Source organism: Paenibacillus sp. YPG26 (assembly GCF_023704175.1).
Classification (GTDB): Bacteria; Bacillota; Bacilli; order Paenibacillales; family Paenibacillaceae; genus Fontibacillus.
Genome location: NZ_CP084530.1, coordinates 570,035 through 593,118, shown reverse-complemented (window position 1 = coordinate 593,118; position 23,084 = coordinate 570,035). Strand labels below are relative to the sequence as shown.

The window sequence follows — 23,084 nt, the reverse complement described above, 5'->3', positions numbered from 1 at the left end:
AAACGGTCAGTTCTCTCTTACACAAAAATGTTCCATAATTAGTCGTTGAGTCTCCATCTTCTGCATATGCATCAAGTGAAGAGGACAAGAGCACCTGGTCCTTTTCGCTGCACGCTTGCAATATCCAGCTTCTGGGTATATTCATTATAATAAACTTTTGACTGGAGGCTTTGCATGTATACTCAAAATTCTTATAAATGGTGGAATGTCCTCTTCTTTATAGGCGTTATCATCATGAATACACTTGCCATGGTACTGCCTCTCGGTGGACGTTCTACCGGGGAAATATCAGATATGTATCCTACGCCGATCACTCCCGCGGGATACGCCTTCTCGATCTGGTCCCTAATCTATCTGCTGCTGGCCTGCTTTGTGATCTATCAAGCGAACCGCTCATATGAAGGCCGGGATTCGGTACAATCCATCGGAATCTGGTTCGTGATCTCCTGCATACTCAACATGGGATGGATTATCTTGTGGCATTATTTATACATAGAGCTCTCCTTAGCCGCCATGCTTGCATTATTTATCAGCCTTGTTGTGATCTACCGCAAAACCCGCGCTATCACCTTCCCCACGCTAGGCGAGATCTGGTTCGTCCGTCTACCCTTCAGCATTTATCTCGGCTGGATCAGTGTGGCCACCCTGGTGAATACAGCCGTTGTCCTCTCCAGGAATGAATGGGACGGCTTCGGACTCTCAAGTCCCCAGCGGGCCATTATTATGCTGGCCATCGGTGCTGTCCTGGCCGTGGTGCTCAGCTACCCGGCCCGGGACGGTGTGCTCCCGCTTGTCTTTGTCTGGGCCTATATTGCCATTGCAATCAAGCAGGAGGATACCCGGAATGTCTATCTGGTAGCGGGACTTGTGGCTCTTATCCTCTTTGTATATTCGGTCTGGATGCTGTTCATTCGAATCCGGGAACGAGACTAGGTTCACTTTCCGTCATGCCTATACCTCAATGTTATAGAAAAAGAAAGACAGCTCTCTTAATCAGAGCTGTCTTCTTTCTGCTTCATTCTATTTCTCGGTGAATCCGCTTCTACTTCTTGAGTGCGATCACTTCAATTTCAACCAGTCCATCCTTGGGCAGACGGGCTACCTCTACGGTACTGCGGGCCGGGTACGGCTCAGTGAAGAAGGTGCTGTATATTTCGTTCACTTTCGTGAAGTCAGCCAGATCCTTCACGAATACTGTAGTCTTGATGACCTGATCCAGACCGCTTCCCGCCTCTTCGAGAATCGCTTGAACATTCCGAAGCGCCTGTACCGTCTGCTTCTCTACGCCTTCAGCAAGCTCACCGCTTACCGGATCCAGCCCAAGCTGGCCCGAGGTATAGATAAGATTACCAATTTCAACTCCTTGAGAGTAAGGCCCAATTGCGCCCGGTGCTTTAGTTGTTGAGACTGCGTTTTTGTTCACGATGATATCCCTTCCTTTTCTGTATGGTTATTTAGGGGAACGAAGAACAAGAATGTACTTCCAATCCCCTTCTTGCTCTGAAGACGAATGAAGCCTCCCAGCAGATCTGCAAGGTCACGGCTGATGGATAGCCCAAGTCCCGTTCCACCGTATTTACGGCTGATTGAACCATCAGATTGCTGGAACGCTTCAAAGATGAGCCTGTGCTTGTCCTCTGCTATGCCGATTCCAGTATCCGTCACGGCAAATACAATCCACTCTCCCTGAGTCAGATCCTCCGGCTTCTCCCTGCGGATCTCCAGCTTGACTTTGCCCTCATCAGTGAACTTGAAAGCGTTAGCTAACAGATTGCGAAGCACCTGCTGGATCCGCAGGGGATCTGACTCTATCTGATCCGGGAGATCTTCATCCTGTCTGATCTCAAACTCAAGTCCCTTCCGCTCCGCCAGGTGTCTAAATTGCATGTCAATCACTTCCCCAAGCTCACGAAGGCTGATCTCTTCCCTTGAAATTTCCAGACGGCCCGCTTCGACCTTCGATAAGTCCAAGATGTCGTTAATCAGCTGGAGCAGGTCCTGGCCCGACTTATGTATGATAGCCCCGTATACAGGGTTCTCATCATCGGCACCCTTGGGGCCAGACTCCTCGATAATCTGGGCCAGATTCAGGATACTGTTGAGCGGTGTACGCAGCTCATGAGACATATTAGCCAGAAATTCAGACTTGTATTGTGAGGCCAGCAGCAGCTGATTGGCCCGTTCCTCCAGCTTGATCCGGGTCTTCTGGAGCTCCTCCGCCTGCTTCGTAAGAAGCTCGTTCGTGTATTTGAGCTCCAGAGTCAGGTTCTTCTCCAGTTGGAAGTCTCTCAAGATCAGAGCAAACACTGTACTTAAGCCCACTCCCATCGGAAAAACTACCGGGGCTATCTCAAGCATATACCGGTCGAACGGGATAACCCCGAAGCAACTGATATTAATCGTATTAATGATATTCACAAAGAGGATTGTAAGGCCCGCTTTCACCAGAAGCCGCAGCTGACTTCTTCGCAGCCAGATATTCAGTCCGGCGCACAGGACACCCAGGATCGCAAGATTATACAATCCCGCCAGGGCCGCTTCGTTAACACCGAAGGTAAGTCTCACCAGCCCGATTCCAAGGCCAATAATCATAATGGTCAGCGGCTGTGAATAGACGGCGGTCGCGATAAGCAGGGGGAGAAATCTCAGATCGAAGATGACATTATCACCCAACCGAAACCCGAATTTCATACAAATCCAACCCGCAAAAATCATCAGTAATACGGAACTGGCATATTTCACTTTCCCCGACGTGAAATTGAACAAGTACTTGTACAGCACGTTCGCCAGGTAGGCCACACTTATCAACATCCCCAAGTTCATCAGGAACATATCCCTAAAGCCCATTTGCTCACTCCTGTTGTAGGAACCCTTCATATGTATGGAATATTCAAGAAATACCCCGCTTCTCCCATCATAGCACGAAGCATAGGTTAGAGATAGCATATCCACGGCAAATAAAGACGCAGACCTATGGGAAGGTCTGCGTCTTTATGTCTCCATACTCATCTATTGGTATTCTGACTATCCTACTGGCGACTGCGGGCCCAGTCGTTATACTCCCGCTCCGCGTCATCCTTCGTATGGCCATACCGCTCCTGAAGCTTACCTACAAGCTTATCCTTCTCGCCAGCGATGACATCCAGATCATCGTCCGTCAATTTGCCCCATTGTACTTTGGCTTCACCCTTAAGCTGGTTCCACTTTCCTTTAAATACATTGCTATCCATAGTTATCAGCTCCTCGAAATCTATAATTGATGTAGGTTCTACGAAGTATGATAAAGGATCCTCTCCCTTGTTATTTACCCTTGCCTTCTCTGCATGAATCCCCCGCTCACTCGGTTCGCCCTCATTAAAGCTGACAAAAAAAAGACTTTTCGCTCTTCGAAAAGTCTCCTTGTCTTAACCCGCATACTCCCCCTGTTTCTTTCTCCTGTGGTAATCTTCTACGAACAACCCGGCATAGTAAGGGTCCCATTGGGTTCCCCGGCCTTCTTCAAGAATCTGAATCGCCCGGTCCGCATCAAGCCCCTTACGGTAAGGCCGGTTGGAAGTCATAGCGTCAAATGCGTCAGCCACCGCGATAATGCGCCCGAAAAGGGGGATTTCTTCTCCCTTCAGCTGATCGGGATATCCTTTTCCATCAAATCGTTCATGGTGGGACCGCACCCCGGACAGAAAAGGAGCCATAGCGTCAGCCGGTTCAATCTGCCGCAGAATGCTCTCTCCCATAGCCGGATGCTGCTTGATCTGCTCGAATTCCTCATCTGTAAGGCGGCCTTCCTTAAGCAGAACGGAATCCCTTGTCCCGATCTTCCCAATGTCATGCAGCAGCGCAGATTTGCGGAGCGCATCCACCTTCTCTCCGGGCAGTCCCGCGAGCAGTCCAATCTGTACCGCATAATCAGCCACACGCAGGGAATGGCCCGCTGTATAAGGATCCCGGGCATCCAGTGCGGCCGCGAGGGTGGCGAAATAACTTCCTATCAGCTGATTATTAAGATCCGACTGTATTTTAATACCGCTAAGCATATGGTTGAACCCGGACACCAGCTTTGAGAATTCATCCGAGAATATATCCTTCGCCTGTGCGTTTAGGTTGCCTTCCTTCACCTCGGCCATACGCTCATATAGATGCTGGATCGGAATCTCCACATCTCTGGTTAACAGCCAGGCGGCGAAGAGGGCGAATCCCAAAGCAACAATGAGAATATAACCTGCCCACTTCCAGTACTCCACTCCCGAGATCTGGAGATGACCAATCCGAAGCTGGACGGCCAGCCCATACAGCAGCAGGGGAAAAGCCCCGATCAGGAACGCTCCCCATCTGAACTTCTGCTTAATGGACATCATCACCTGACCGCCCAGTGACAGCTCAAGACCGAACCTTCGGCTGCTCATGCGCTGAAGCTCTTCGAGCACCGGCCGAATCGCATAGGAAGTCAGAAAGAATTCAATCATGGCATGCATGGCAGCGATAAGCAGGGCACCCAGGATAGCCAGTATGACATATCTTTTTGGAATATGAAGCCTCCCCGACTGAATCAGCCACTGTGTCAGGAGGACGGCGGGAACGGACAGACCGAACAGATGTGGTCCAAGTATCCTTTTCACCGCCAGGGAAGGAAGCTGGTGAAGACGGATATAGATTCTCTGCAGCTGGGGATAATCATGAATATCCTGCTGAAAAGCCATCTTGACCGGTCTAATATGACGGCGGAAGACCATCCATTCCAGACTCATCATCGAGGACACAGAGACGGCCAGGACAAGGACAAGCCATAAATATTCACTAGACGGGATATCCAGTGTGGTAAATATCATCAGCCCTCCAACTCCGGCAACCGCCGTTATGGATCCAATGAGATAATTAAGCATGAGCCGGGAGATAAAGGTACGGTAGATCATCGAAGCGTATCGCCCCTTCCTTTGCTATAAGAGAAGACTACAAGTCATTATCGGCACTTTCTGCCAATAATTTGACAGAGCTACAATTTATATTCGGCAGTTCCGCCACTTTACCTTCTACAAAAGGATCGTAGTTGACATGCTCGGCCCATTGTTTCAACAATTGCCGTTCATGTCTAATAATTTCCGTAGAGCAGAAGTACACTAGAGATGAAATTCATATTACCTGGAGGTGGCCATGGACTTAACAGCCTTAACCAGTTCGATTATTATCCTGCTGGCCAGCCTATTGTTAGTTGGGGTCTTTGCGACCAAGTTCTCAAGCCGTTTTGGACTTCCCGCACTTGTGTTCTTCATTGCTGCTGGGATGGTACTTAGCAATTTCTTCTATTTCGATAACGCCTTCCTTACTCAACTCGTCGGCACTTTTGCCCTGATCGTCATTCTGTTCGAGGGAGGGATGCAGACCAAGTTTCTCACCATCAGACCCGTATTACCCACCGCCCTCTTGCTTGCCACAGTAGGTGTCCTCTTTACTACCGCCGTAGTGGGGGTATGCGCCATGCTGATTCTGGATGTTCCCCTCGTTGATGGTCTCCTGTTCGGTGCTATCGTTGGATCAACGGATGCTGCCGCGGTATTCTCTGTGCTCGGAGGCAAGAATATCAAAGAAAGGCTGACCTCCACCCTGGAGGCGGAATCGGGAAGCAATGATCCCATGGCCGTCTTTCTGACCGTAACCCTGATTGGATGGATTCAACATCCCGACGATCATAACCTGATCCATTTAATCTTCTCTTTCATTCTGGAGATGGGGCTGGGACTTGTCTTTGGACTTCTGCTTGGCTGGATTGCCGTGAAAGTGATTAACCGGATTAACTTTGACTCATCCGGGTTATATCCGGTGCTGGCCATCGCTTTTGCCGTCCTGACCTATGGTCTGACTTCAGCACTTCATGGCAGCGGCCTGCTCGCTGTATATGTCATGGCTCTTGTGCTCGGTAACTCCGATCTCACCTACCGCCAGTCCATTCTTCACTTCAACAAAGGTTTTGGCTGGATTATGCAGATCACCATGTTCACGCTGCTCGGTCTGCTCGTTTTTCCCGCGGAACTCCCGGCTATCATGCTTCAAGGGCTTGCCTTGTCCCTTATTCTTATGCTGGTTGCCCGTCCAATTGGCGTATTTGCAAGCACCGTGTTCTCCAAATTCAGCTTCAAAGAAAAGCTCGTACTTTCCTGGGCGGGGCTAAGGGGCGCCGTACCTATTGTACTTGCCACCTATCCCTTGATCAGCGGTCTGCCCGATGGTCGGCTGTTCTTCAATGTCGTCTTCTTTGTCATCCTGACCTCTGCGCTAGTTCAGGGAGCGACCATCACTCCGCTTGCCGTCAAGCTCGGCCTTGTCGATACAGTAACCAACCAGTCCCACTCGCTGCTGGAGCTGGTCTCTCTGGGCAAGACCAAGTCGGAGATCAACCACCTCCATATCCATGCTGGCATGGTGGTCGTTGGTCAAGAAATCCGCAGTCTCGGGCTGCCGCCTGATGTGCTGGTGACCGCAGTCATACGCGGGGAGGAGATCGTTACCCCTCTTGGAGATACCACTATTGAAGAGGGAGACACGCTCTATATCCTCGGTCCCAAATCCGAACGTGAGCGGATCAAGAAGGTATTCCGCTTTCAGGAGGTTCCCTTTGCCCCCAGGGCTCCCGAGCCTGAACTCATTCGGGGTGAGCCTGATCTGAGCACGAATAAAGAACCCAAGGAGCCCGAGCTGAAAGACCCACTGTAAGGCATCCCGCTGCTGGGCCAGCTTGCACAAAGGCCCGTCAAAGCAATAACTTTGACGGGCCTTTGTGATCATAATTGGCTTCCAGACTGTGTGACTGGAACGGGAGGAGCGACTACTTTTTGCTATTCTTGGCTTTCTTATTCAGCCAGAGCAGCCAGCCGCCCAGCAGGGCGATTCCGACCGCCAAGAGTATATAAAAACCAACGGTATACCATACATCTTCAACAGAACCCATTTTGAACTCCCCTTTCCGGATTTGGAAATAAGCACAATAAAAACATGGTATGATTTAATAACCACCTTAGTATATTTCTAACCCGATATCCTTCATTTCATAATGTGTGTTGCACTTAATTTGAATATACTGTATAATATGTATTTAGGTTATATACCCTCATATATGTAGTTCCTCAATAAGATGATAACTCTCCTAAGTATCTGCAAGAAATTCCTATTTGAACTAACCCTAAGAGTAAGAATTTTGGAGTATTCTGATTCACACTGGCGCGGTCATTGGAGCCGCAAGGACAAGAGAGAGGTAGGGCTTTTGTTGTTTTAGAAAAACGTCAGTTATGATCTGAAGCAGGAACATCGCCTTGTTTTCGCAACGTGTACACGAAGACAGGGATTACTATAATAATATGTGAACAACAAGCGAGCGCCGCAGGATTCCCTGTCAGGCGCTCGCGTCTATTTTACCGGTAAATACCTTATTGAACCACGTAGTTATGGCCGTAGTTGTTATCCCAGTATGTCTGCCCGTCTGTTGTATACGAAATCGCATATTTAACATTAGCGGCACCCGGAACATCGAAGCTGTATTTCCAGCCCTCAACACTATTGAAATTGTTCAGAGGGCCGGTATAAGTGGCGCTGCCCTCATGGGTTGTCGCCCAGTTGTCTGTGGTGTAGCGAACTTTTACTGTTTTGACCGCATTCAGATTCTTCACGTAGATGTTGCCGCTGAAGGTACCATTGCTCAGTGAGCTGCTTGCGTTGAGCACATTCGGTTCTCCCAGAATGATGGATGTAATCGGATAGGAACGATTCACTTCATTGTAATAATTCGCTCCTCCGTTGTTATCCCAATAAGTCTGGCCATTCACTTCGTATTTGATAGCGAACTTGATGGAGTTCAGATTCTTCAGCTCGGGATGTGCTGCATTGGTAGCATCATTGGTGAAAATACCGAAATGCCATTTCTCATGGCTTGCATCCGTTGGCCCTACATAAGACGCGCTCGTATCATACCAGGTTGTATTATTTGTTGTGTAATGGACTGTTACGTTCTTCACGGGTCCCAGATTCGCAACCTCAATATTGCCGCTGAAACCGACATAGCCGTTTTTATAAATCACACTAACATCCGAGTCAATAAGCTTGACTTCGTTACTGCTTGCAAACGCCGATCCCGTAAACGTTATACCTAAAATCAGAGAAAACATCATCAATCCAGCAAATAGTTTCTTCATTGCTTTCACAATCTCCACTCCTCTAATTTAATTTGGTGATCTTCGATCCGCCGACTAAACCAGCATATAGACCCTTAATAGCCTTACTTTACCTCCCACCCCTCCCCGCTATGTGAAAATGGATGAAAATTTCATGAAGTAAGATATTTCCTTTTATTACAATAAATCTAGACTGATTGTATGTAAATAGTTAGAAAGTTTTAAATTCTATCAAATAACCAGGATTTAACGAGAGACGCATCCAAGACACATGGCAAGATATTTTAACCGCAAAATGATAAAAGGTGCCTCCAAAGGCCCATAATCCATAGGCTTTTGGAGACACCTTCTTAAGGTTTAACATCGCCCTTTCCCTGGTAATCCGGCACTACTGAGCGCTCAGATTATCCCAGTTGCGCTGGAACTGGGCGTACATTTCTTCTTTGTTGATTTTGCCGCCTATATATGCCTGTATACTGCTGGCGAATTCGGGCGACATACCGTTCGGGAAGCGGAACCAGTTCCAGGTTAGTGCCTTCCCTGCATCGGTGTACTTCAACACTTCCATTCCCAATGCCCCGAGATCCTCTTCCCGTCCTTTAATACTGTCGAATGCCGGGATGAACTTGAACTCCTTGGTAATATAGCTCTTGCCTGTCTCTGAGGTGACCAGCCAATTCAGGAACTCCTTAGCTTCTTCCTTCACCGGAGAGTTCTTGTTCACTACCCAGTTATTTGGAACTCCCACGAACAGCTTGTCATTCCCCGCGTCATTGTTGATCGGCATAGGCAGGATGCCCAGATTCAGCTTGGGGTTGATTCCGTCAATCTGGCCCTGGGTCCAGTTCCCCTGCTGCATCATCGCAGCCTGGCCGCTGGCGACCATAGTTACCTGGGTATTATAGTCGGTTGTTAACGGATTCTCATTGCCGTACTTCAGGGTTAGATCGAGAAGATCCGACCACTCCTTAAGCACCTCATTGTCCGAGAACTTCTGGCTCCCGTTGTTCAATCCCTCTATGAAGGCTCCCGGGTCCTTCTGATTAGCAAAAGCCAGGTTGATATTGTGATTCCCGAGGACGAACGATTCCTGATACCCGTTGGCAAAAGGTACAATCCCCGCGGCCTTAAGCTTGTTCGCGGCCTCTTCAAGCTCTGTCAGTGTCACAGGAATTTGTTCGATTCCCGCTTTCTTGAACAGATCCTTGTTGTATATAAATCCATAACCCTCCAGATTCATCGGCTGACCATACAGGCGCCCATTCTTGGTCATCGGCTCCTTCGCAATCGGCTTAACGTCCTTCACCCAAGGCTCGCCCGACAGATCCTCCAGGTAATCCTGCCACATGTCCATTTCCCGGTAGCCCCCGATATTGAAGATATCGGGTTCCTTGCCCGAGGAGAACTTGGCCCGGAGGGAGGCTCCATAGTCACTACCTCCTCCGACAGTCTGAATATCCAGCTTCACACCTGGATGCTCTTTCTCATACTGTGCCTTCAGGCGGCTCATCGCCTCGGAGATCTCTACCTTGAATTGAAATATATGCACCGTCTTGGTGCCGCCATCGGCAGCTTCACCCCTACCGCAGCCGGTGATCGCCAGAGCAGTTAGGATCAGAAGCGCGAGTCCTCTCGCCCATACCTTCATATCATGCAACCTCCTTTTTTCCGCATCTATACTCTACATGGAGTGCTTGAACTTTCGTCCTGCAGCTCTAAGCTTCTCCTCCATGCCGTCTACCCTTTGACCGAGCCTTGAGCAATTCCTTCAATAATGTACTTCTGCATGGCCAGGAAGAAGATAACCACCGGCGCGATGCCCAGCACAAGTCCCGGGAGCGCCAGATCCCACTGCTTCGTGAATTGACCAAAGAAGGCATAGGTCGCAATCGGAATCGTGCGCATCTCAGGACTTTGCAGGATAAGGGACGGCATCAGATAGTCGTTCCAGATCCACAGCGTATTCAGGATGATGACCGTGACGATAATTGGCTGCATCAAAGGAAGCACAAGCCGGAAGAAGATCCCGAAAGTCCCGCTCCCGTCAACCCGGCCGGCTTCCTCGATGTCGATCGGCACTGTCTTCACGAATCCGTGCAGCAGGAATACCGTAATCGGCGCCCCAAATCCCAGATAACATAGAATAAGGCCTGTCCGTGTATCCATAACGCCAAGCGTACTCACCACTTTGACCAGAGGAATCATCAGGGACTGGAAAGGAATGACCATAGCGGCAACAAATGCACCATACAGCAGCTTGTTAAAGCGCGTATCATGTCGCACCATGCGGTAAGCGGCCATCGAACATGTCAGCACCAGCAGAACATTACTGACAATCGTAATCAGAAGTGAATTGCCGAAGGCCTGCGGGAACGTGGTCTTCGTCCAGGCTTCGGTATAGTTGCTCCATTTATAGGCGGTTGGCCAGCCTGCCGAGTTCGTTAGAATCTCGCCGAATTCCTTGACCGAATTGACCAGCAGGAAGTAGAACGGTACCAGGAACAGCAGCCCGAGCAGAATCAGAATGATCTCGATCAGGAAATACGATGAACGGTACTTTTTGATAGTATCCATCAGACCTCAACCTCCCTGCTCTTGGTCGCCCGGACCTGAAGAATCGAAATGATCGCCACAATAATGAAGAAAATAATAGCTTTGGCCGAGCCCATCCCGAACCGGCTTATATTGAAGGCTTCGTTATAAATGTTAAGCGCCACAGATTCAGTGGACTTGAAAGGTCCGCCCTTGGTCAGCGACAGGTTGAGGTCGAACAGCTTGAACGACCAGGAGATCGCGAGGAATAGACAGACGGTCACTCCCGGCATAACCAGCGGCAGAATAATATGGCGGAGCACCTGCTTCCGGCTCGCCCCGTCCACCTTGGCGGCCTCGATAAGTGAGCTCGGGATCGCTCCCAGGGAGGAAATATAGATAACCATCAGGTAACCCGAGTTCTGCCAGATAAAAACGATCACGATGGCCCAGAATGAAGTCGCTTCTGTTCCAAGCCACGGGAGACTGAAGAATGGGCCTCCAATCGACTGGAAGCCGCGGACGAAGATGAACTGCCAGATGAAGCCCAGCAGCAGCCCGCCGATGACGTGCGGCATGAAGAACACGGTACGCATGACATTTCTTGTAGCCAGCGGCTTAGTCAGCAGATAAGCAAGGACGAACCCAAGCACATTAGTCAGAACTACGCCAAGCACCGTGAATTTGACCGTGAACCAGAAGGAATTCAGGAAATCGGGGTCTTTGGTAAAAATATGAATGTAGTTGTTCAGCCCCACCCAAGTGACGTGCTTCGAGATTCCATTCCAGCTAGTGAATGAATAATACAGCCCCAGGAAGAACGGGACCGCCACGATCAGGAAAAAAAATATGGCCGAAGGTCCAACAAAGACAAGCTGATGCAGCCAGCTTGAAGACTTCTTCTGATCCATGCGTATCACCCCTCGTTATGTACTCTTTTGTTTCTTTTATTACCTTTTGAGCCCGGGTTTGAATCGCCCGCAAAAAAGACCGCCCTGATGGGCGGCCCGTAATATTACTGTATATATGATCAGGTTGTCAGCTCAGCATATACAAGGATTAGCGGCGGTTATTCAGCTGCTCTTCTCTTACTTCCGGTGAGCCGCTGCGCTCCACACGCGCTTCTTCCTTGCGGATTACATCCTGTACCTGCTCGGTCTCTTGAACCTCGCGCTTGCGGGCCTCAATCTCCCCGGTGACTACAGACTGCTTGTTGACTTCCACCTTCTCCTCGCTAACCGGAATGCGGATCGTCTCATCCTTGCCAATCGGTTGGCCTGTTACACTATCCCCGTCATGTACCGCTCTGCGCTCAATGACAACTTCTTCGTGGGTAACAGGGACATTGATCGTCTTCTGTTCTTCAACAATCTCTTTATGAATCTGAACCTCACCTGTCTGAACGCGGTTCTTGTCTACCGTAAGCTGCTCCTCATGCAGACGCAGCTTGTCGGATTCTCTCTCTGCAGATGAACGGCCTGTTCCGGATGAGATTGCCGCATTATCTACTTCATTGTATACAGGCTTGGTGCCCGTATCGGCCGCACTCAGATGAGTACCGACCACATCCTGAGTCTGAACATTGCTGCTATCTTGATATTTATTATAATAGTGAGCATTTAGAGAGTTGTTATCCCGAAAGATCTGATAGATTCTTCCCTCTTGCGCGGAATCGGCGTCAACTATAACCAGAATACGTCCATCATTAACCATGGTGTCGTACTCTTTGGCCTCTTCCTCAGGAATTCCCAGTCCGACCAAACCGCCTACAAGTCCGCCTGCTCCAGCGCCTACAGCTGCTCCAGTCAGTGCTGCTGCAATAGGTCCTGCCGCCACAATCGGCCCGATACCAGGAATGGCCAGTGCGCCCAGGCCCGCAAGCAAGCCTGTAACGCCGCCAAGAATACCGCCGGTCGCTGCGCCAGTAGCCACACCTTCAGGCGCCTTGGTACCTGTCTCATCACTAATTGCGGATACATCACGCTTATCTTTCGCTACAATGGAGATATCTTCTGCCTTGAAACCTTGACGTTTTAGTTCTTCAATCGCGTTCGTTGCCTCATTGTCGTTTCTAAATACGCCTACAATTTTCTTAGTCATGTTAGTTTACCTCCACGTTGTTCGTATTTTTGTAGTGTTACTGTTGAACCGAATCCAGGTATAGGGAATGAACCAAGATAACCTGCCTTAGTGCAATCCTTATAAATGATTCGTCGAACGTAACATGTAATTAACCACTGTCCCGAGAGCTAAACATGCAATTTATTTTTATGGATGGGCAGCATAGAATGAAAACATAGGCACCCAGACTGCACACACCAGTTTTTTGTATAATCAGAACTAGACTGCTTATTGAAGAATCAGCATTAGACTGCTTATCTAAATATTAGAATTAGAGCGTCATGTAAAATTACTCGGACTTGAGCCCATGCCACCCTTCGCCCGCTTCACTCTCAACACAAATAACCGCCTGCTGCAGGCGGTTATTTGTGCGTGTTAGCACCCATTAGAGCGGGCTAACGCCCGTTAGAGGAAGCTAGCGTCCGTCAAAGAGCGCACTAGAGCAGTCTAGTGCTGATCAGTGCGAGCTAGTTCTGATAACACTTAACCCATGCCAACTAACGGAAGTCGCAAAGTGCCGCACTGTCCGGCTCCTGCCGGATCAGCGGTGCTTCCTTACTTGTTCCTCATGAAGCTCATGGAGCTCCCGCTCCTTGTTCTCCGCATTAGACACGACGGCTTCCGGATCTGGCGGAACATCCTTCTCATTGTACCAAGGCATGTTCTCCTCATCCTTCCTGCTCTCGTGAGTGCCCACAACCTCCTGCTCCTCAGTTCTATCCGAGGAATTGTTGTTGCTGTAATAATGGGCATTCAGGGAATTATGGTCCCGGAACGCCTGGTAAATGCCGTTCATCTGGTAAGGCTCGGCATCAATGAGTACCAGAATACGCCCTTCATTGACCCTTGTATCATATACCCGCGCTTGTTCCTCGGGGACGCCAAGACCAACAAGCCCGCCTGCCAATCCGCCTGCACCAGCACCAAGAGCCGCTCCTGTGAGGGCAGCCGCAATAGGTCCAGCGGCAAGAATCGGCCCTACTCCCGGAACCGCCAGAGCTCCAAGCCCGGCGAGCAGTCCTGTTACACCCCCGAGCACACCGCCTGCTGTGGCACCCGCAGCTATGCCTTCTGGCGACTTCGTTCCCGTCTCCTCATTGATGGAGTTCAGGTGCCGTCTGTCTTTGGCTATAATCGAAATATCCTCCGCAGGGATCCCTTGGTCCTTCAGTTCTTGTATCGCACCGGTAGCCTCATCTTCGGTCTGAAATACACCCACAATTTTCTCAGTCATCAGATTAACCTCCCTAAGTGTTCCTTAATGTAAGTAACGTTAATTAAAGTAGCGTTAATTAAAATAACGCAATTAAAATAACGTTAACTAAAGCAGTTCTCGCAGAACTTACACAGGCATTCTGTAATGTATTTAACCAGCCTCTCTAGAGCTAAACTTGTAAGCTGCAGCACCGCCTTTTTGAACGGGGGCATTGAGACGACTTGATGGGGAAGCAATCACACACTATGAAGCCTGTAATTTGAGCGATATATCTGATCCTCTAATACATTCAAGGAGACCCTCAAGATCTCCGCAGATTCCATAAAATCAAAAAAGCCCCCTGAAAGGAGACTGGAAAGTGGTGATGCAGGGGCCTGACTGATCAGAAGTGCAGCGAGACAGTCCGGAACTGTAACGCTACTGTCCAGAACTGGGGTGTGGCTGTCCGGAACTGTGATGCTACTGTCCAGAGCTGCAGCGAGACTATTCGGAACTGGTGCTGCTATTCAGAACTGCACCAAGACTACTCAGACTGCAGTAAGACTGTTCAATACTCAGTGAGACAGTCCGGTGCGGTTCCTCTCCTTCTCTTCAAGAGGAAGAGTCCAGCTACAGCTTCTCTCTTACCGAACGGAGCTTCTGCTCCGAGGAAGACGGCTTATCCCGGCGGTCATCAATCTTGATGGATGTGGAGACGCGCCCCGCCCCGGCTTGAAATGGAGCTTCGTGCAGGGCGGTAATGGCCGCAAATACCTTCTCCAGCGGCCCTTCAATAATCGTACTCATCGAGGTCAAATGAAACTGGACTCCTTCCTGCTGCTCCAGGACGTGCTGCATATCCGCCACATACCTGCTAAGGCTGGTTGACCCTGTTCCTACCGGTATAATCGTTACCTCTGCAATGGCCATGATGATACCCTCCCTCTTCTTATTTCTAAATACCCGCAGAAATCCTGCCTTTATTTTAACAGTTCATTTCTCAAATACCAAAACCACGACAATACAAGCAGTTATGATTATATCCGCCTATATGAACATTTGCACGCGTCTTATAGATCTGTAAAATGCTGAAATTTTCAAGAACTCATACATCCTGTTTCCTCAATTTTCAACAAATTTTTTTTGTGAAATTTTGTTGAATGGCCCGGACCCAAGCGGGATGCGGGAAGTGGACAAGTCAAGTCTTTTTTATGAGGAGAATGGATTTTCATGACTTGTTTAGACACTATATATTGTGGTAATGTATTTAAACACAAACAAAATATAGTATGAACAGGCTTCTTCTTAAGAAATAACCCTAGGGACGATTTCCCTCAGAAACACCACATTTTTCACGAATTCCAAGCATTCTAAGCCTTTCTTGAGAGAATCGCCAAGACACACCCGGGGCCTGTTCTATGATACTAGCTTCTGCTAGATGTGCACAATCTTATCGGGTGCGGATTTACATACTTCAAGACCCAACGCTACCTTGCATGACGACAGGTGATGCCTGCCGGCAGGGGAGTTCCTTTTGCATCCGTATATACAGGTATACCGAGAGGAGTAGTTAGTAATGTCCCTTATGACCAAAGCTATCGGCAAAGAGGATCACATCCTGGATGAGGTCATCCGGCTGGGCGACGATATCGCCAACAGCCGCGATCTTGAGCTGCTGCGTGAGAATGCCAACCTGAATGGCGAGAGCTTTTCCGGGAAAATGAGTAAATTCGGCAGCGAATATGCCAAATGGTATGCCAACCATTTCATTATGCCCAGCCAGCTCGTGCAGGCCATCCAGGACAACATCGTGTATGTCCACGATCTGGACCAATACGCGATCGGGACTACGAATTGCATCTTCATTCCGTTCGGCAAGCTGCTTGGCCAAGGCTTCAACACAGGCAACGGCAGCGTGCGGCCGCCAAATTCGATCATGACGGCTATGGCTCTTGTCGCAATTATTTTCCAATCCCAGCAGAACTCCCAGTACGGCGGAGTATCCGCTAATAAGCTGGATCATGATCTGGCTCCATATGCGGCCAAATCCTTCGCCAAATACTTCCTTAAGGGACTGGATTACTTCGAGGAGCAGGAGCCCGGTATGACTGCCGCAGATCTCGGAGAGATCTCCATGAGCCGCCTTGATCTGCAGGAGCGTTACCCGCGGTCCTTCCGCTATGCCATGCGGGAGACCGAGAGCGAGACACTGCAGGGCGCCGAGAGCCTGATCCATAATCTGAACACGATGTCCAGCCGGGCCGGGGGTCAGATTCCTTTTACCAGCATCAACTATGGGACGTGCACCTCGCCGGAAGGCAGACTGGTGATTGACTCCATTCTGGAAGCCACCATGAAGGGGCTTGGGAGCGGCGAGACGCCGATCTTCCCCATCCAGATCTTCAAATGCAAGAAAGGGGTCAATCAGGCTCCGGGAGAGCCGAACTATGACTTGTTCCTGAAAGCCGCCGAGTGCTCGGCGCGCAGGCTCTATCCGAACTTCGCCAATCTGGACGCTCCCTTGAATCTTGCCTATTATGATCCGAGTGACCCGGATACCGAATTCGCCACAATGGGCTGCCGGACACGGGTGCTGGCTGACCGGTTCGGACGGAATCATCTGTCCGGCAAAGGAAATCTGAGCTTCAACACCTTGAACCTGGTGAAGCTTGGAATCGAGCACGGAGTTGTACTTGGACGCCGCAGTGAGGCGGATGAAGCAGGCTTTTACCGGGAGCTGGATCATTATCTGAATATTGCCATGGAGGGCCTGCTCCACCGCTTCCGTATCCAGTCCGCCCAGAAAGCCAAAGCCTCCGACTTCATGATGCGCGAAGGCGTCTGGGAAGGCGGCGAGCAGCTCGCTCCTGAGGATCCGGTTGGAGAGCTGCTGAAGCATGGCAGTCTGTCGATCGGGTTCATCGGCCTCGCCGAGTGCATGAAGGCGATGTACGGCAAGCATCATGCCGAGGATGAAGAAGTCTACCAGAAGGCGGTAAGGCTGATTCGCTACCTGCGCAGCTTCTGTGACCGCCAGAGCGAGAAGCTGAACCTCAATGTGACGCTGTTCGCTACACCGGCGGAGGGCTTGTCCGGCAAATTCACGAAACGCGACAGGGCCTCCTATGGCTCGATAAGCGGCGTAACCGACCGGGAATACTACACGAACTCCTTCCACGTTCCTGTGTATTATTCCGTTACCGCGGCCACTAAGATCAAGCTGGAGGCTCCCTTCCATGATCTGTGCAATGCCGGGGCGATCTCCTACATTGAACTTAATGGCAACGCCCGTGCTAACCCGGCTGCATTCTTGAAGATTATCCAGTACGCGCTGGATCAGCAGATCAGCTATTTCAGTATCAACCATCCGATTGACCGCTGCTCCGCCTGCGGCCATGAGGGCATTATCGGGGCCACCTGCCCTTCCTGCGGAAGCCATGAGAATGAAGTTCATATCCGCAGGCTGCGCCGGGTCACCGGTTATCTGACCGGGGACTTCCAGACCCGGTTCAACAGTGCCAAGCAGGCCGAGGTCAGAGACCGGGTGAAGCACACCTCATGAATATCTGCGGATACTCGCCGGAATCGATCAATGAAGGGGAAGGTCTTCGGGCGGCGATATTCATCAGCGGCTGCAAGCATTACTGCCCGGGCTGCTTCAGCCCGAAGACCTGGAACTTCGAGTACGGTGAGCCGTTCACGCTAGCAAGACAGCGTGAGATCATCCGGGACATTGCGGGCAACCCCCTGCTGGACGGGCTGACCATTCTTGGCGGGGACCCCTTCTTCTCCGCCCGAGAGGTCAGCGGATTCATTGATCTGCTTCACTTGGAGGCAGGCCCGGTCCCCGTATGGATCTACAGCGGTTATACCTACGAAGAATTAAGCGCTGCGTCGGATTCAGATGAATATGCGCTTCTTGGCCGCTGTGATGTACTGGTTGATGGACGTTATGTAGAAGCCCTCCGCGACCCTTCCCTTCTATACCGGGGAAGCTCCAATCAGCGGCTTATCGACATTAAGCAAAGTCTTGAGCATGGAGAAGCCATACTGTGGCAATCGGTATTCACCAAGTAAGTTCGTTGGAACACATAACGAGTAAGTTCGTTGGAACACATAATTAGAATCCGGCAGACTGCCTGAATACAAATAACGGCAGCAAAGTCTTTAATTCTTTCTTTATCGTCAACCATCTTTCTAGTATAATTGCTTCTTGTGGTCCTTTTTTCCTGGGGGCGCGTTATTTTTGCCAGAATCAGATTATTCATTACAGTTTCTAACATTTACCGAGCTGTAATTTTACCAAAGCATACATTTTATTTCATTAGAAAGTAGGGATTCTTTTCTATGCCATCCTTCGTCAATAAACCGAACAACCGTCAACTCGCTTTCGACAACAACCGTCTGGGCATTTATGCAGACCGTATACTCGAAGGCCTGCCTACACTGGATAAGGAGCGTCTGCTCCGCGGCGTGACCTCCAAGCTCCGTCGTGATGAAGTAACAGGGGAAGAAATCAGCAATGCTTTTACCATGTCCGCCCTTGAGCTTGTAACCAAAGAAGAGCCGGACTGGAAATTCGCAGCCGCACGCGCCCTGCTTACCACGCTGTACAAGAAAGCGGCCAACAACCGCCGGTACAAAGCTTATCCGGAAGAGCCTTACGGATCGTTCTATCATCTGATTGTCGATTTGACCAAAGCCGGCATATACAAAGAGGACCTGCTCGAAGTCTATACCAAAGAGCAGATTGAAGAACTCGGCGAAATGATTGACCCTTCGCGCGATCTGCTGTTTGACTATATCGGACTGCTTACCCTGGCTGAGCGTTACCTGGCTAACGATTTCGACGGCCGTGTGATGGAGCTTCCGCAGGAGCGTTACATGGTGATCGCGATGTTCCTGATGCACAAGGAGCCTGCCGAGACTCGTATGCACCTGGTGAAGGAAGCTTACTGGGCGATGAGCAATATCTACATGACCGCCGCTACACCAACCATGTCCAATGCGGGCAAAAAGGTAGCCGGGCAGCTCTCCAGCTGCTTCATTGATACTGTGGATGACTCCCTTGAAGGCATCTTTGATTCCAATACCGATGTAGCCCGTCTGAGCAAAATGGGCGGCGGGATCGGTGTCTACCTCGGCAAAGTACGGGCACGCGGTTCAGATATCCGCGGCCACAAGAATACCAGCTCCGGCGTTATCCCATGGATCCGCCAGCTGAACAACACCGCAGTCAGCGTCGATCAGCTGGGTACACGTAAAGGTGCCATTGCTGTATACCTCGACGTTTTCCATAAAGATATTCTCGCCTTCCTGGATCTGAAGCTGAATAACGGGGACGAGCGCATGAGAGCGCATGACGTATTCCACGGGGTCTGCCTTCCCGATCTGTTCATGGAAGCAGTTGAGAACCGTGACGAATGGAACCTGTTCTGTCCGCACGAAGTGAAGAAGACGATGGGCTGGAAAGACGCGAACGGCCGTCCACTCGGTCTGGAAGACTTCTATGATGAGAACTTTGGCGAAGGTGCTTTCCGCGAGAAATACGAGGAAGCCGTGGCGCATCCTACCCTCTCCCGGATTACCGTACAGGCTATCGACATCATGAAACGGATTATGAAATCCCAGCTGGAGACCGGAACTCCTTATATGTTCTACCGGGATACCGTGAACCGTGCCAACCCGAACCGTGCACATGGTATGGTCTACTCGTCCAACCTGTGTACCGAAATCATGCAGAACCAGTCGGCAACCGTGGTGGAGCAGGAAGAGCTCGTAACCAAGGATGGCCAGACACGCATCGTCATTTCGAAGATCCCTGGCGATTTCGTTGTCTGCAACCTGAACTCCATTCACCTGGCACGCGCTGTTCCAGCAGGAGTGCTTGAGCGCCTTGTTCCAATCCAGGTGCGCATGCTGGACAACGTAATCGACATCAACAATATTGAAGTGCTGCAAGCTCAATACACGAACAGCCAGTACCGTGCGATCGGACTCGGCACATTCGGTCTGCATCACCTGCTCGCCCTGGAAGGCATCCGCTGGGAATCCGACGAGGCTGTGGCTTACAATGATGCGCTATATGAGAAGATCAACTACCTGCTTGTCCGTTCCAGCATGGAGCTGGCTAAGGAGAAAGGCCGCTATGCGAAGTTCGAAGGCTCTGACTGGGATACAGGCCATTACTTCACCTACCGTCATTACACGGACGGAACCCGTGAAGGTAAATATGTAACCACAGAAGAGTGGCGCGCCCTTCAGAAGGAAGTTCATGAGAACGGCGTTCGTAACGCCTGGATGTTCGCTATCGCGCCAAACGGCTCGACTTCGATCATTGCCGGTTCTACCGCAAGTATCGATCCACTGTATGAACTGCTGTCTTACGAAGAGAAGACGACTTACAAAATCGCCAATCCGGCTCCGGACCTGTCCGAGAAGACGATCTGGTACTATAAAACAGCCTTCCTGATCGACCAGAACTGGTCCATTAAGATGGCATCCGCCCGTCAGCGCCACGTTGACCAGGCACAAAGCTTCAACCTGTATGTGCGCCCTGACATCAAGGCTACCGAGTTCCTGAACCTGCATTTGCATGCCTGGAAAGCCGGCATCAAATCCACATACTATGTTCGCAGCCGCGCGCTGACGATTGAGGAATGCGAGTCGTGTGCATCGTAACATTCCAAAGAGCCTTCAAAGGCTTTTTCCAACCCACCCAAACCCTCCCTTCCTAAGGGAGGGCCCCAAGGGCTCCGCCCTCTGGACACCCACTGGAGGTAACGTGGGAGTTACAGAGGCGGGTGTGTGTTGGGTTGGTGTTGGGATCGCTTGCCGTCCCTTCGGGACCCGCTTACAGTTTGGCAGTGTTTAGTTACCTGTTTCAGTCGCTTGGGAGCTGCTGAGTGCGCACCCGGGTGACTTTGGATATATGAGCCGCTTGTCGCCCCTTCGGGCACGCTCTACTTGAGGAGCTCCTGCGACTGGCGTGTGAGTTAGGTTGTTCGTTGTTAGGGACTGCGTGCTGAGAGGCGCTCTCCCTTTGGGATTCGCTTGGGCTCGGTGCAGAACAGCGTGGGCGGGGCTTCGTACGTTTTGCTGTTCGGGTCTGCTGGGAGGCGCTCTCCCTTTGGGATTCGCTTGGGCTTGGTGCAGAGCAGCGCGGGCGGGGCTTCGTACGTTTTGGTTGATTCGGTCTGCTGTGAAGCGCTCTCCCTTCGGGATTCGCTTGGGCTCGGTGCAGAGCTATGTAGGCAGAGGCAAGGAGCAACGGGAACGAGAGACAAGGCCTGGGAATGGTTTTGGTTGGTTCTGCTGCAGCGGGAGCGGAGAGAACGAAAACGAATTCGTAGAAGCGAAGCGTCCGCCTTTATCTCCGAGTTTCGACCGCTGCGGCGGCTCGAATCATAGAAACTTGGAGATAACAGCGGTCGTAAGATCGTTTCGTTCTCGGGGCGTCTCCACGTGCAGAAGCTGAATGCTTCGTTGCCAGAGCGTTTCCGACGGCTTGACGGCTATGTGGGCAGAGGCAAGGAGAAGCGTGGGCCTGAGAAAGGTTTTGGTTGGTTCTGCTGCAGCGGGAGCGGAGAGAACGAAAACGAATTCGTAGAAGCGAAGCGTCCGCCTTTATCTCCGAGTTTCTACCGCTGCTGCGGTATGAATCAAAGAAACTTGGAGATAACAGCGGTCGTAGGATCGTTTCGTTATCGGAGCGTCTCTACGTGCAGAAGTTCCTTCTCAGAGCGTCTCCACGCAGCAAGGCTGATCCTTTCGTACTCGGAGTGCCTCGATACGCACAAGCCGATCGCATCACGCATTATTTTAAGGAGATGATTTTATGCAATTGCAAACGATTTTTAATACAGAGGCACCTAACCGGTCTACTAAGGTTATTGGTGGAGAGTGTTCCGGGATTCTGAACTGGAACGACATCCGGATGCCTCATATGTATAAGCTGTATAAAGTGCTCCTTCTGAACCACTGGATCGCAGATGAGATTCCAATGTCCAAGGATGCGCAGCAATTCGCACGCCTGGACAGCGAAGAGCAGCGGACGTTCAAGATCAACATCTCCCTGCTGGCGGTGCTGGACTCCATGCAGACCATGTTCGTGGGCGACGTGAAGCGCTACTTCACCGATTCGTCGCTGGAAGCGATCTCCGCGATCATCGGTCAGCAGGAGGTTGTTCATAACCAGTCTTATTCTTATGTGCTGTCCTCCATCGTGTCTGAACAGGAGCAGAAGGAGATTTTTGAATATTGGAAGCATGATCCGGTTCTACTGGAACGCAACAAATTCATCTCGGATATTTATCAGAACTTCCGTGATGAAGCTACACCGCAGACGTTCTTCGAGGCCCTTGTAGCTGACCTGATTCTGGAGGGAATTTTCTTCTACAGTACATTTGCCTTCTTCTATAACCTGGCACGTGACCAGAAAATGATGGGTACAAGCCAAATGATCTCTTACATTCAACGTGATGAGAATCAGCACTGCTACTTCTTCGCTGAGGTATTCAAGCAGCTGCTGGTGGACTATCCGGAGCTGAACACCAAAGCCAACATGGACTGGGCTTACGCTACCATTAACCGTGCGGTAGAGCTCGAGACGAACTGGGCTTTCTACACACTGAAAGAAGTGCGCGGTATCGATCTCAATGAGCTGTCTGATTACATCAAATACATTGCTAACAAACGCCTGACTCTAATGGGTCTGGAAAAAGCTTATGAAGGCGTTGATGTGAACTGCATGCCTTGGATCAAGCCTTTCTCTGATGAAGCGCTCAATGCCACGAAGACCGACTTCTTCGAAGCCAAGTCCCGTAACTATGGCAAAGTTGGCGACGATAACGGCTTTGACGATCTGTAAGCGATCAGACTAATATTGGGAAATACCAGACAGGGTCAGTCCTATAAGGATTGACCCTGTCTGTGTTACTCGGACTAGATGCCCTGCCCCGTGAGTGGGGCTGCTGAGAATCGAACAGTCAGCAGTAATTTAGTGAGCAAGTAACGGTAAATAGTTAACATTAGCAAGTAAGATTGCTACTCAGCAGGAATAAGCAACAGCAAATAGCCTC

The 23,084-nt window shown here is 50.4% G+C and carries 18 protein-coding genes; 6 read left to right on the top strand and 12 right to left on the bottom strand.

Features of this window, described 5'->3' with window-relative positions; all coding sequences use genetic code 11:
- Window positions 1-174: 174 nt before the first annotated feature.
- On the top strand, window positions 175-933 hold the full coding sequence (locus LDO05_RS02640; protein ID WP_251377376.1) for a TspO/MBR family protein: 759 nt from the start codon (window positions 175-177) through the stop codon (window positions 931-933).
- 109 nt (window positions 934-1,042) lie between these two features.
- Here the strand turns inward: LDO05_RS02640 and LDO05_RS02635 are convergent, their stop codons facing one another.
- The 4 genes from LDO05_RS02635 to LDO05_RS02620 all read right to left on the bottom strand — a co-directional run bounded on the left by LDO05_RS02635 (window position 1,043) and on the right by LDO05_RS02620 (window position 4,910).
- Window positions 1,043-1,423 (bottom strand): RidA family protein, encoded by a 381-nt coding sequence (locus tag LDO05_RS02635; RefSeq protein WP_251377375.1) that lies wholly within the window; start codon window positions 1,421-1,423, stop codon window positions 1,043-1,045.
- Window positions 1,420-2,847, bottom strand: a complete 1,428-nt coding sequence (locus LDO05_RS02630) for an ATP-binding protein (protein ID WP_251377374.1) — start codon at window positions 2,845-2,847, stop codon at window positions 1,420-1,422. The genes LDO05_RS02635 and LDO05_RS02630 overlap by 4 nt, the downstream gene beginning before the upstream one ends.
- Window positions 2,848-3,029: 182 nt before the next feature.
- Complete coding sequence (locus tag LDO05_RS02625) at window positions 3,030-3,230, bottom strand: CsbD family protein (RefSeq protein WP_251377373.1); 201 nt, start codon at window positions 3,228-3,230, stop codon at window positions 3,030-3,032.
- 174 nt (window positions 3,231-3,404) lie between these two features.
- Entirely contained in the window at window positions 3,405-4,910 is a 1,506-nt protein-coding gene (locus tag LDO05_RS02620; protein ID WP_251377372.1) for an HD-GYP domain-containing protein, read from the bottom strand.
- Between the two features lie 238 nt (window positions 4,911-5,148).
- On the opposite strand from LDO05_RS02620, the gene LDO05_RS02615 reads away from it, so the two are divergent.
- Window positions 5,149-6,705, top strand: a complete 1,557-nt coding sequence (locus LDO05_RS02615; protein ID WP_251377371.1) for a potassium/proton antiporter — start codon at window positions 5,149-5,151, stop codon at window positions 6,703-6,705.
- Window positions 6,706-6,817: 112 nt separating this feature from the next.
- Here the strand turns inward: LDO05_RS02615 and LDO05_RS18830 are convergent, their stop codons facing one another.
- From LDO05_RS18830 to LDO05_RS02580, 8 genes are all read right to left on the bottom strand, one after another.
- Complete coding sequence (locus LDO05_RS18830) at window positions 6,818-6,940, bottom strand: hypothetical protein (protein WP_276575535.1); 123 nt, start codon at window positions 6,938-6,940, stop codon at window positions 6,818-6,820.
- A 475-nt stretch (window positions 6,941-7,415) separates the two neighbouring features.
- A complete protein-coding gene (locus tag LDO05_RS02610; protein ID WP_251377370.1) occupies window positions 7,416-8,177 on the bottom strand; it encodes a carbohydrate-binding protein in 762 nt (253 codons plus the stop codon).
- Between the two features lie 367 nt (window positions 8,178-8,544).
- The gene (locus tag LDO05_RS02605) at window positions 8,545-9,804 is read right to left on the bottom strand and encodes an ABC transporter substrate-binding protein (protein ID WP_251377369.1); all 1,260 of its coding nucleotides are present in this window, start codon (window positions 9,802-9,804) and stop codon (window positions 8,545-8,547) included.
- Between the two features lie 89 nt (window positions 9,805-9,893).
- Window positions 9,894-10,730, bottom strand: coding sequence for a carbohydrate ABC transporter permease (locus LDO05_RS02600; protein WP_251377368.1), 837 nt, complete (start codon window positions 10,728-10,730; stop codon window positions 9,894-9,896).
- The gene (locus LDO05_RS02595) at window positions 10,730-11,599 is read right to left on the bottom strand and encodes a carbohydrate ABC transporter permease (protein WP_251377367.1); all 870 of its coding nucleotides are present in this window, start codon (window positions 11,597-11,599) and stop codon (window positions 10,730-10,732) included. Before LDO05_RS02595 ends, LDO05_RS02600 begins: the two co-directional genes overlap by 1 nt.
- Before the next feature lie 148 nt (window positions 11,600-11,747).
- Window positions 11,748-12,788: a YsnF/AvaK domain-containing protein gene (locus LDO05_RS02590; protein ID WP_251377366.1), complete on the bottom strand. Its 1,041-nt coding sequence runs from the start codon at window positions 12,786-12,788 to the stop codon at window positions 11,748-11,750.
- Window positions 12,789-13,350: 562 nt separating this feature from the next.
- Window positions 13,351-14,043, bottom strand: coding sequence for a general stress protein (locus LDO05_RS02585; protein WP_251377365.1), 693 nt, complete (start codon window positions 14,041-14,043; stop codon window positions 13,351-13,353).
- 591 nt (window positions 14,044-14,634) lie between these two features.
- A complete protein-coding gene (locus tag LDO05_RS02580) occupies window positions 14,635-14,934 on the bottom strand; it encodes an MTH1187 family thiamine-binding protein (protein WP_251377364.1) in 300 nt (99 codons plus the stop codon).
- A gap of 646 nt (window positions 14,935-15,580) precedes the next feature.
- Here LDO05_RS02580 and LDO05_RS02575 point away from each other — a divergent pair.
- The 4 genes from LDO05_RS02575 (at window position 15,581) to LDO05_RS02560 (ending at window position 22,873) form a co-directional block, all read left to right on the top strand.
- Window positions 15,581-17,566: an anaerobic ribonucleoside triphosphate reductase gene (locus tag LDO05_RS02575; protein WP_251377363.1), complete on the top strand. Its 1,986-nt coding sequence runs from the start codon at window positions 15,581-15,583 to the stop codon at window positions 17,564-17,566.
- Window positions 17,563-18,081, top strand: coding sequence for an anaerobic ribonucleoside-triphosphate reductase activating protein (gene nrdG / locus LDO05_RS02570; RefSeq protein WP_251377362.1), 519 nt, complete (start codon window positions 17,563-17,565; stop codon window positions 18,079-18,081). The genes LDO05_RS02575 and nrdG overlap by 4 nt, the downstream gene beginning before the upstream one ends.
- A gap of 270 nt (window positions 18,082-18,351) precedes the next feature.
- Window positions 18,352-20,685 carry a ribonucleoside-diphosphate reductase subunit alpha gene (locus LDO05_RS02565; protein ID WP_251377361.1) on the top strand — a complete coding sequence of 778 codons (2,334 nt, stop codon included), beginning with the start codon at window positions 18,352-18,354 and terminating at the stop codon, window positions 20,683-20,685.
- A 1,156-nt stretch (window positions 20,686-21,841) separates the two neighbouring features.
- Window positions 21,842-22,873 carry a ribonucleotide-diphosphate reductase subunit beta gene (locus tag LDO05_RS02560; RefSeq protein ID WP_251377360.1) on the top strand — a complete coding sequence of 344 codons (1,032 nt, stop codon included), beginning with the start codon at window positions 21,842-21,844 and terminating at the stop codon, window positions 22,871-22,873.
- Window positions 22,874-23,084 lie beyond the last annotated feature (211 nt).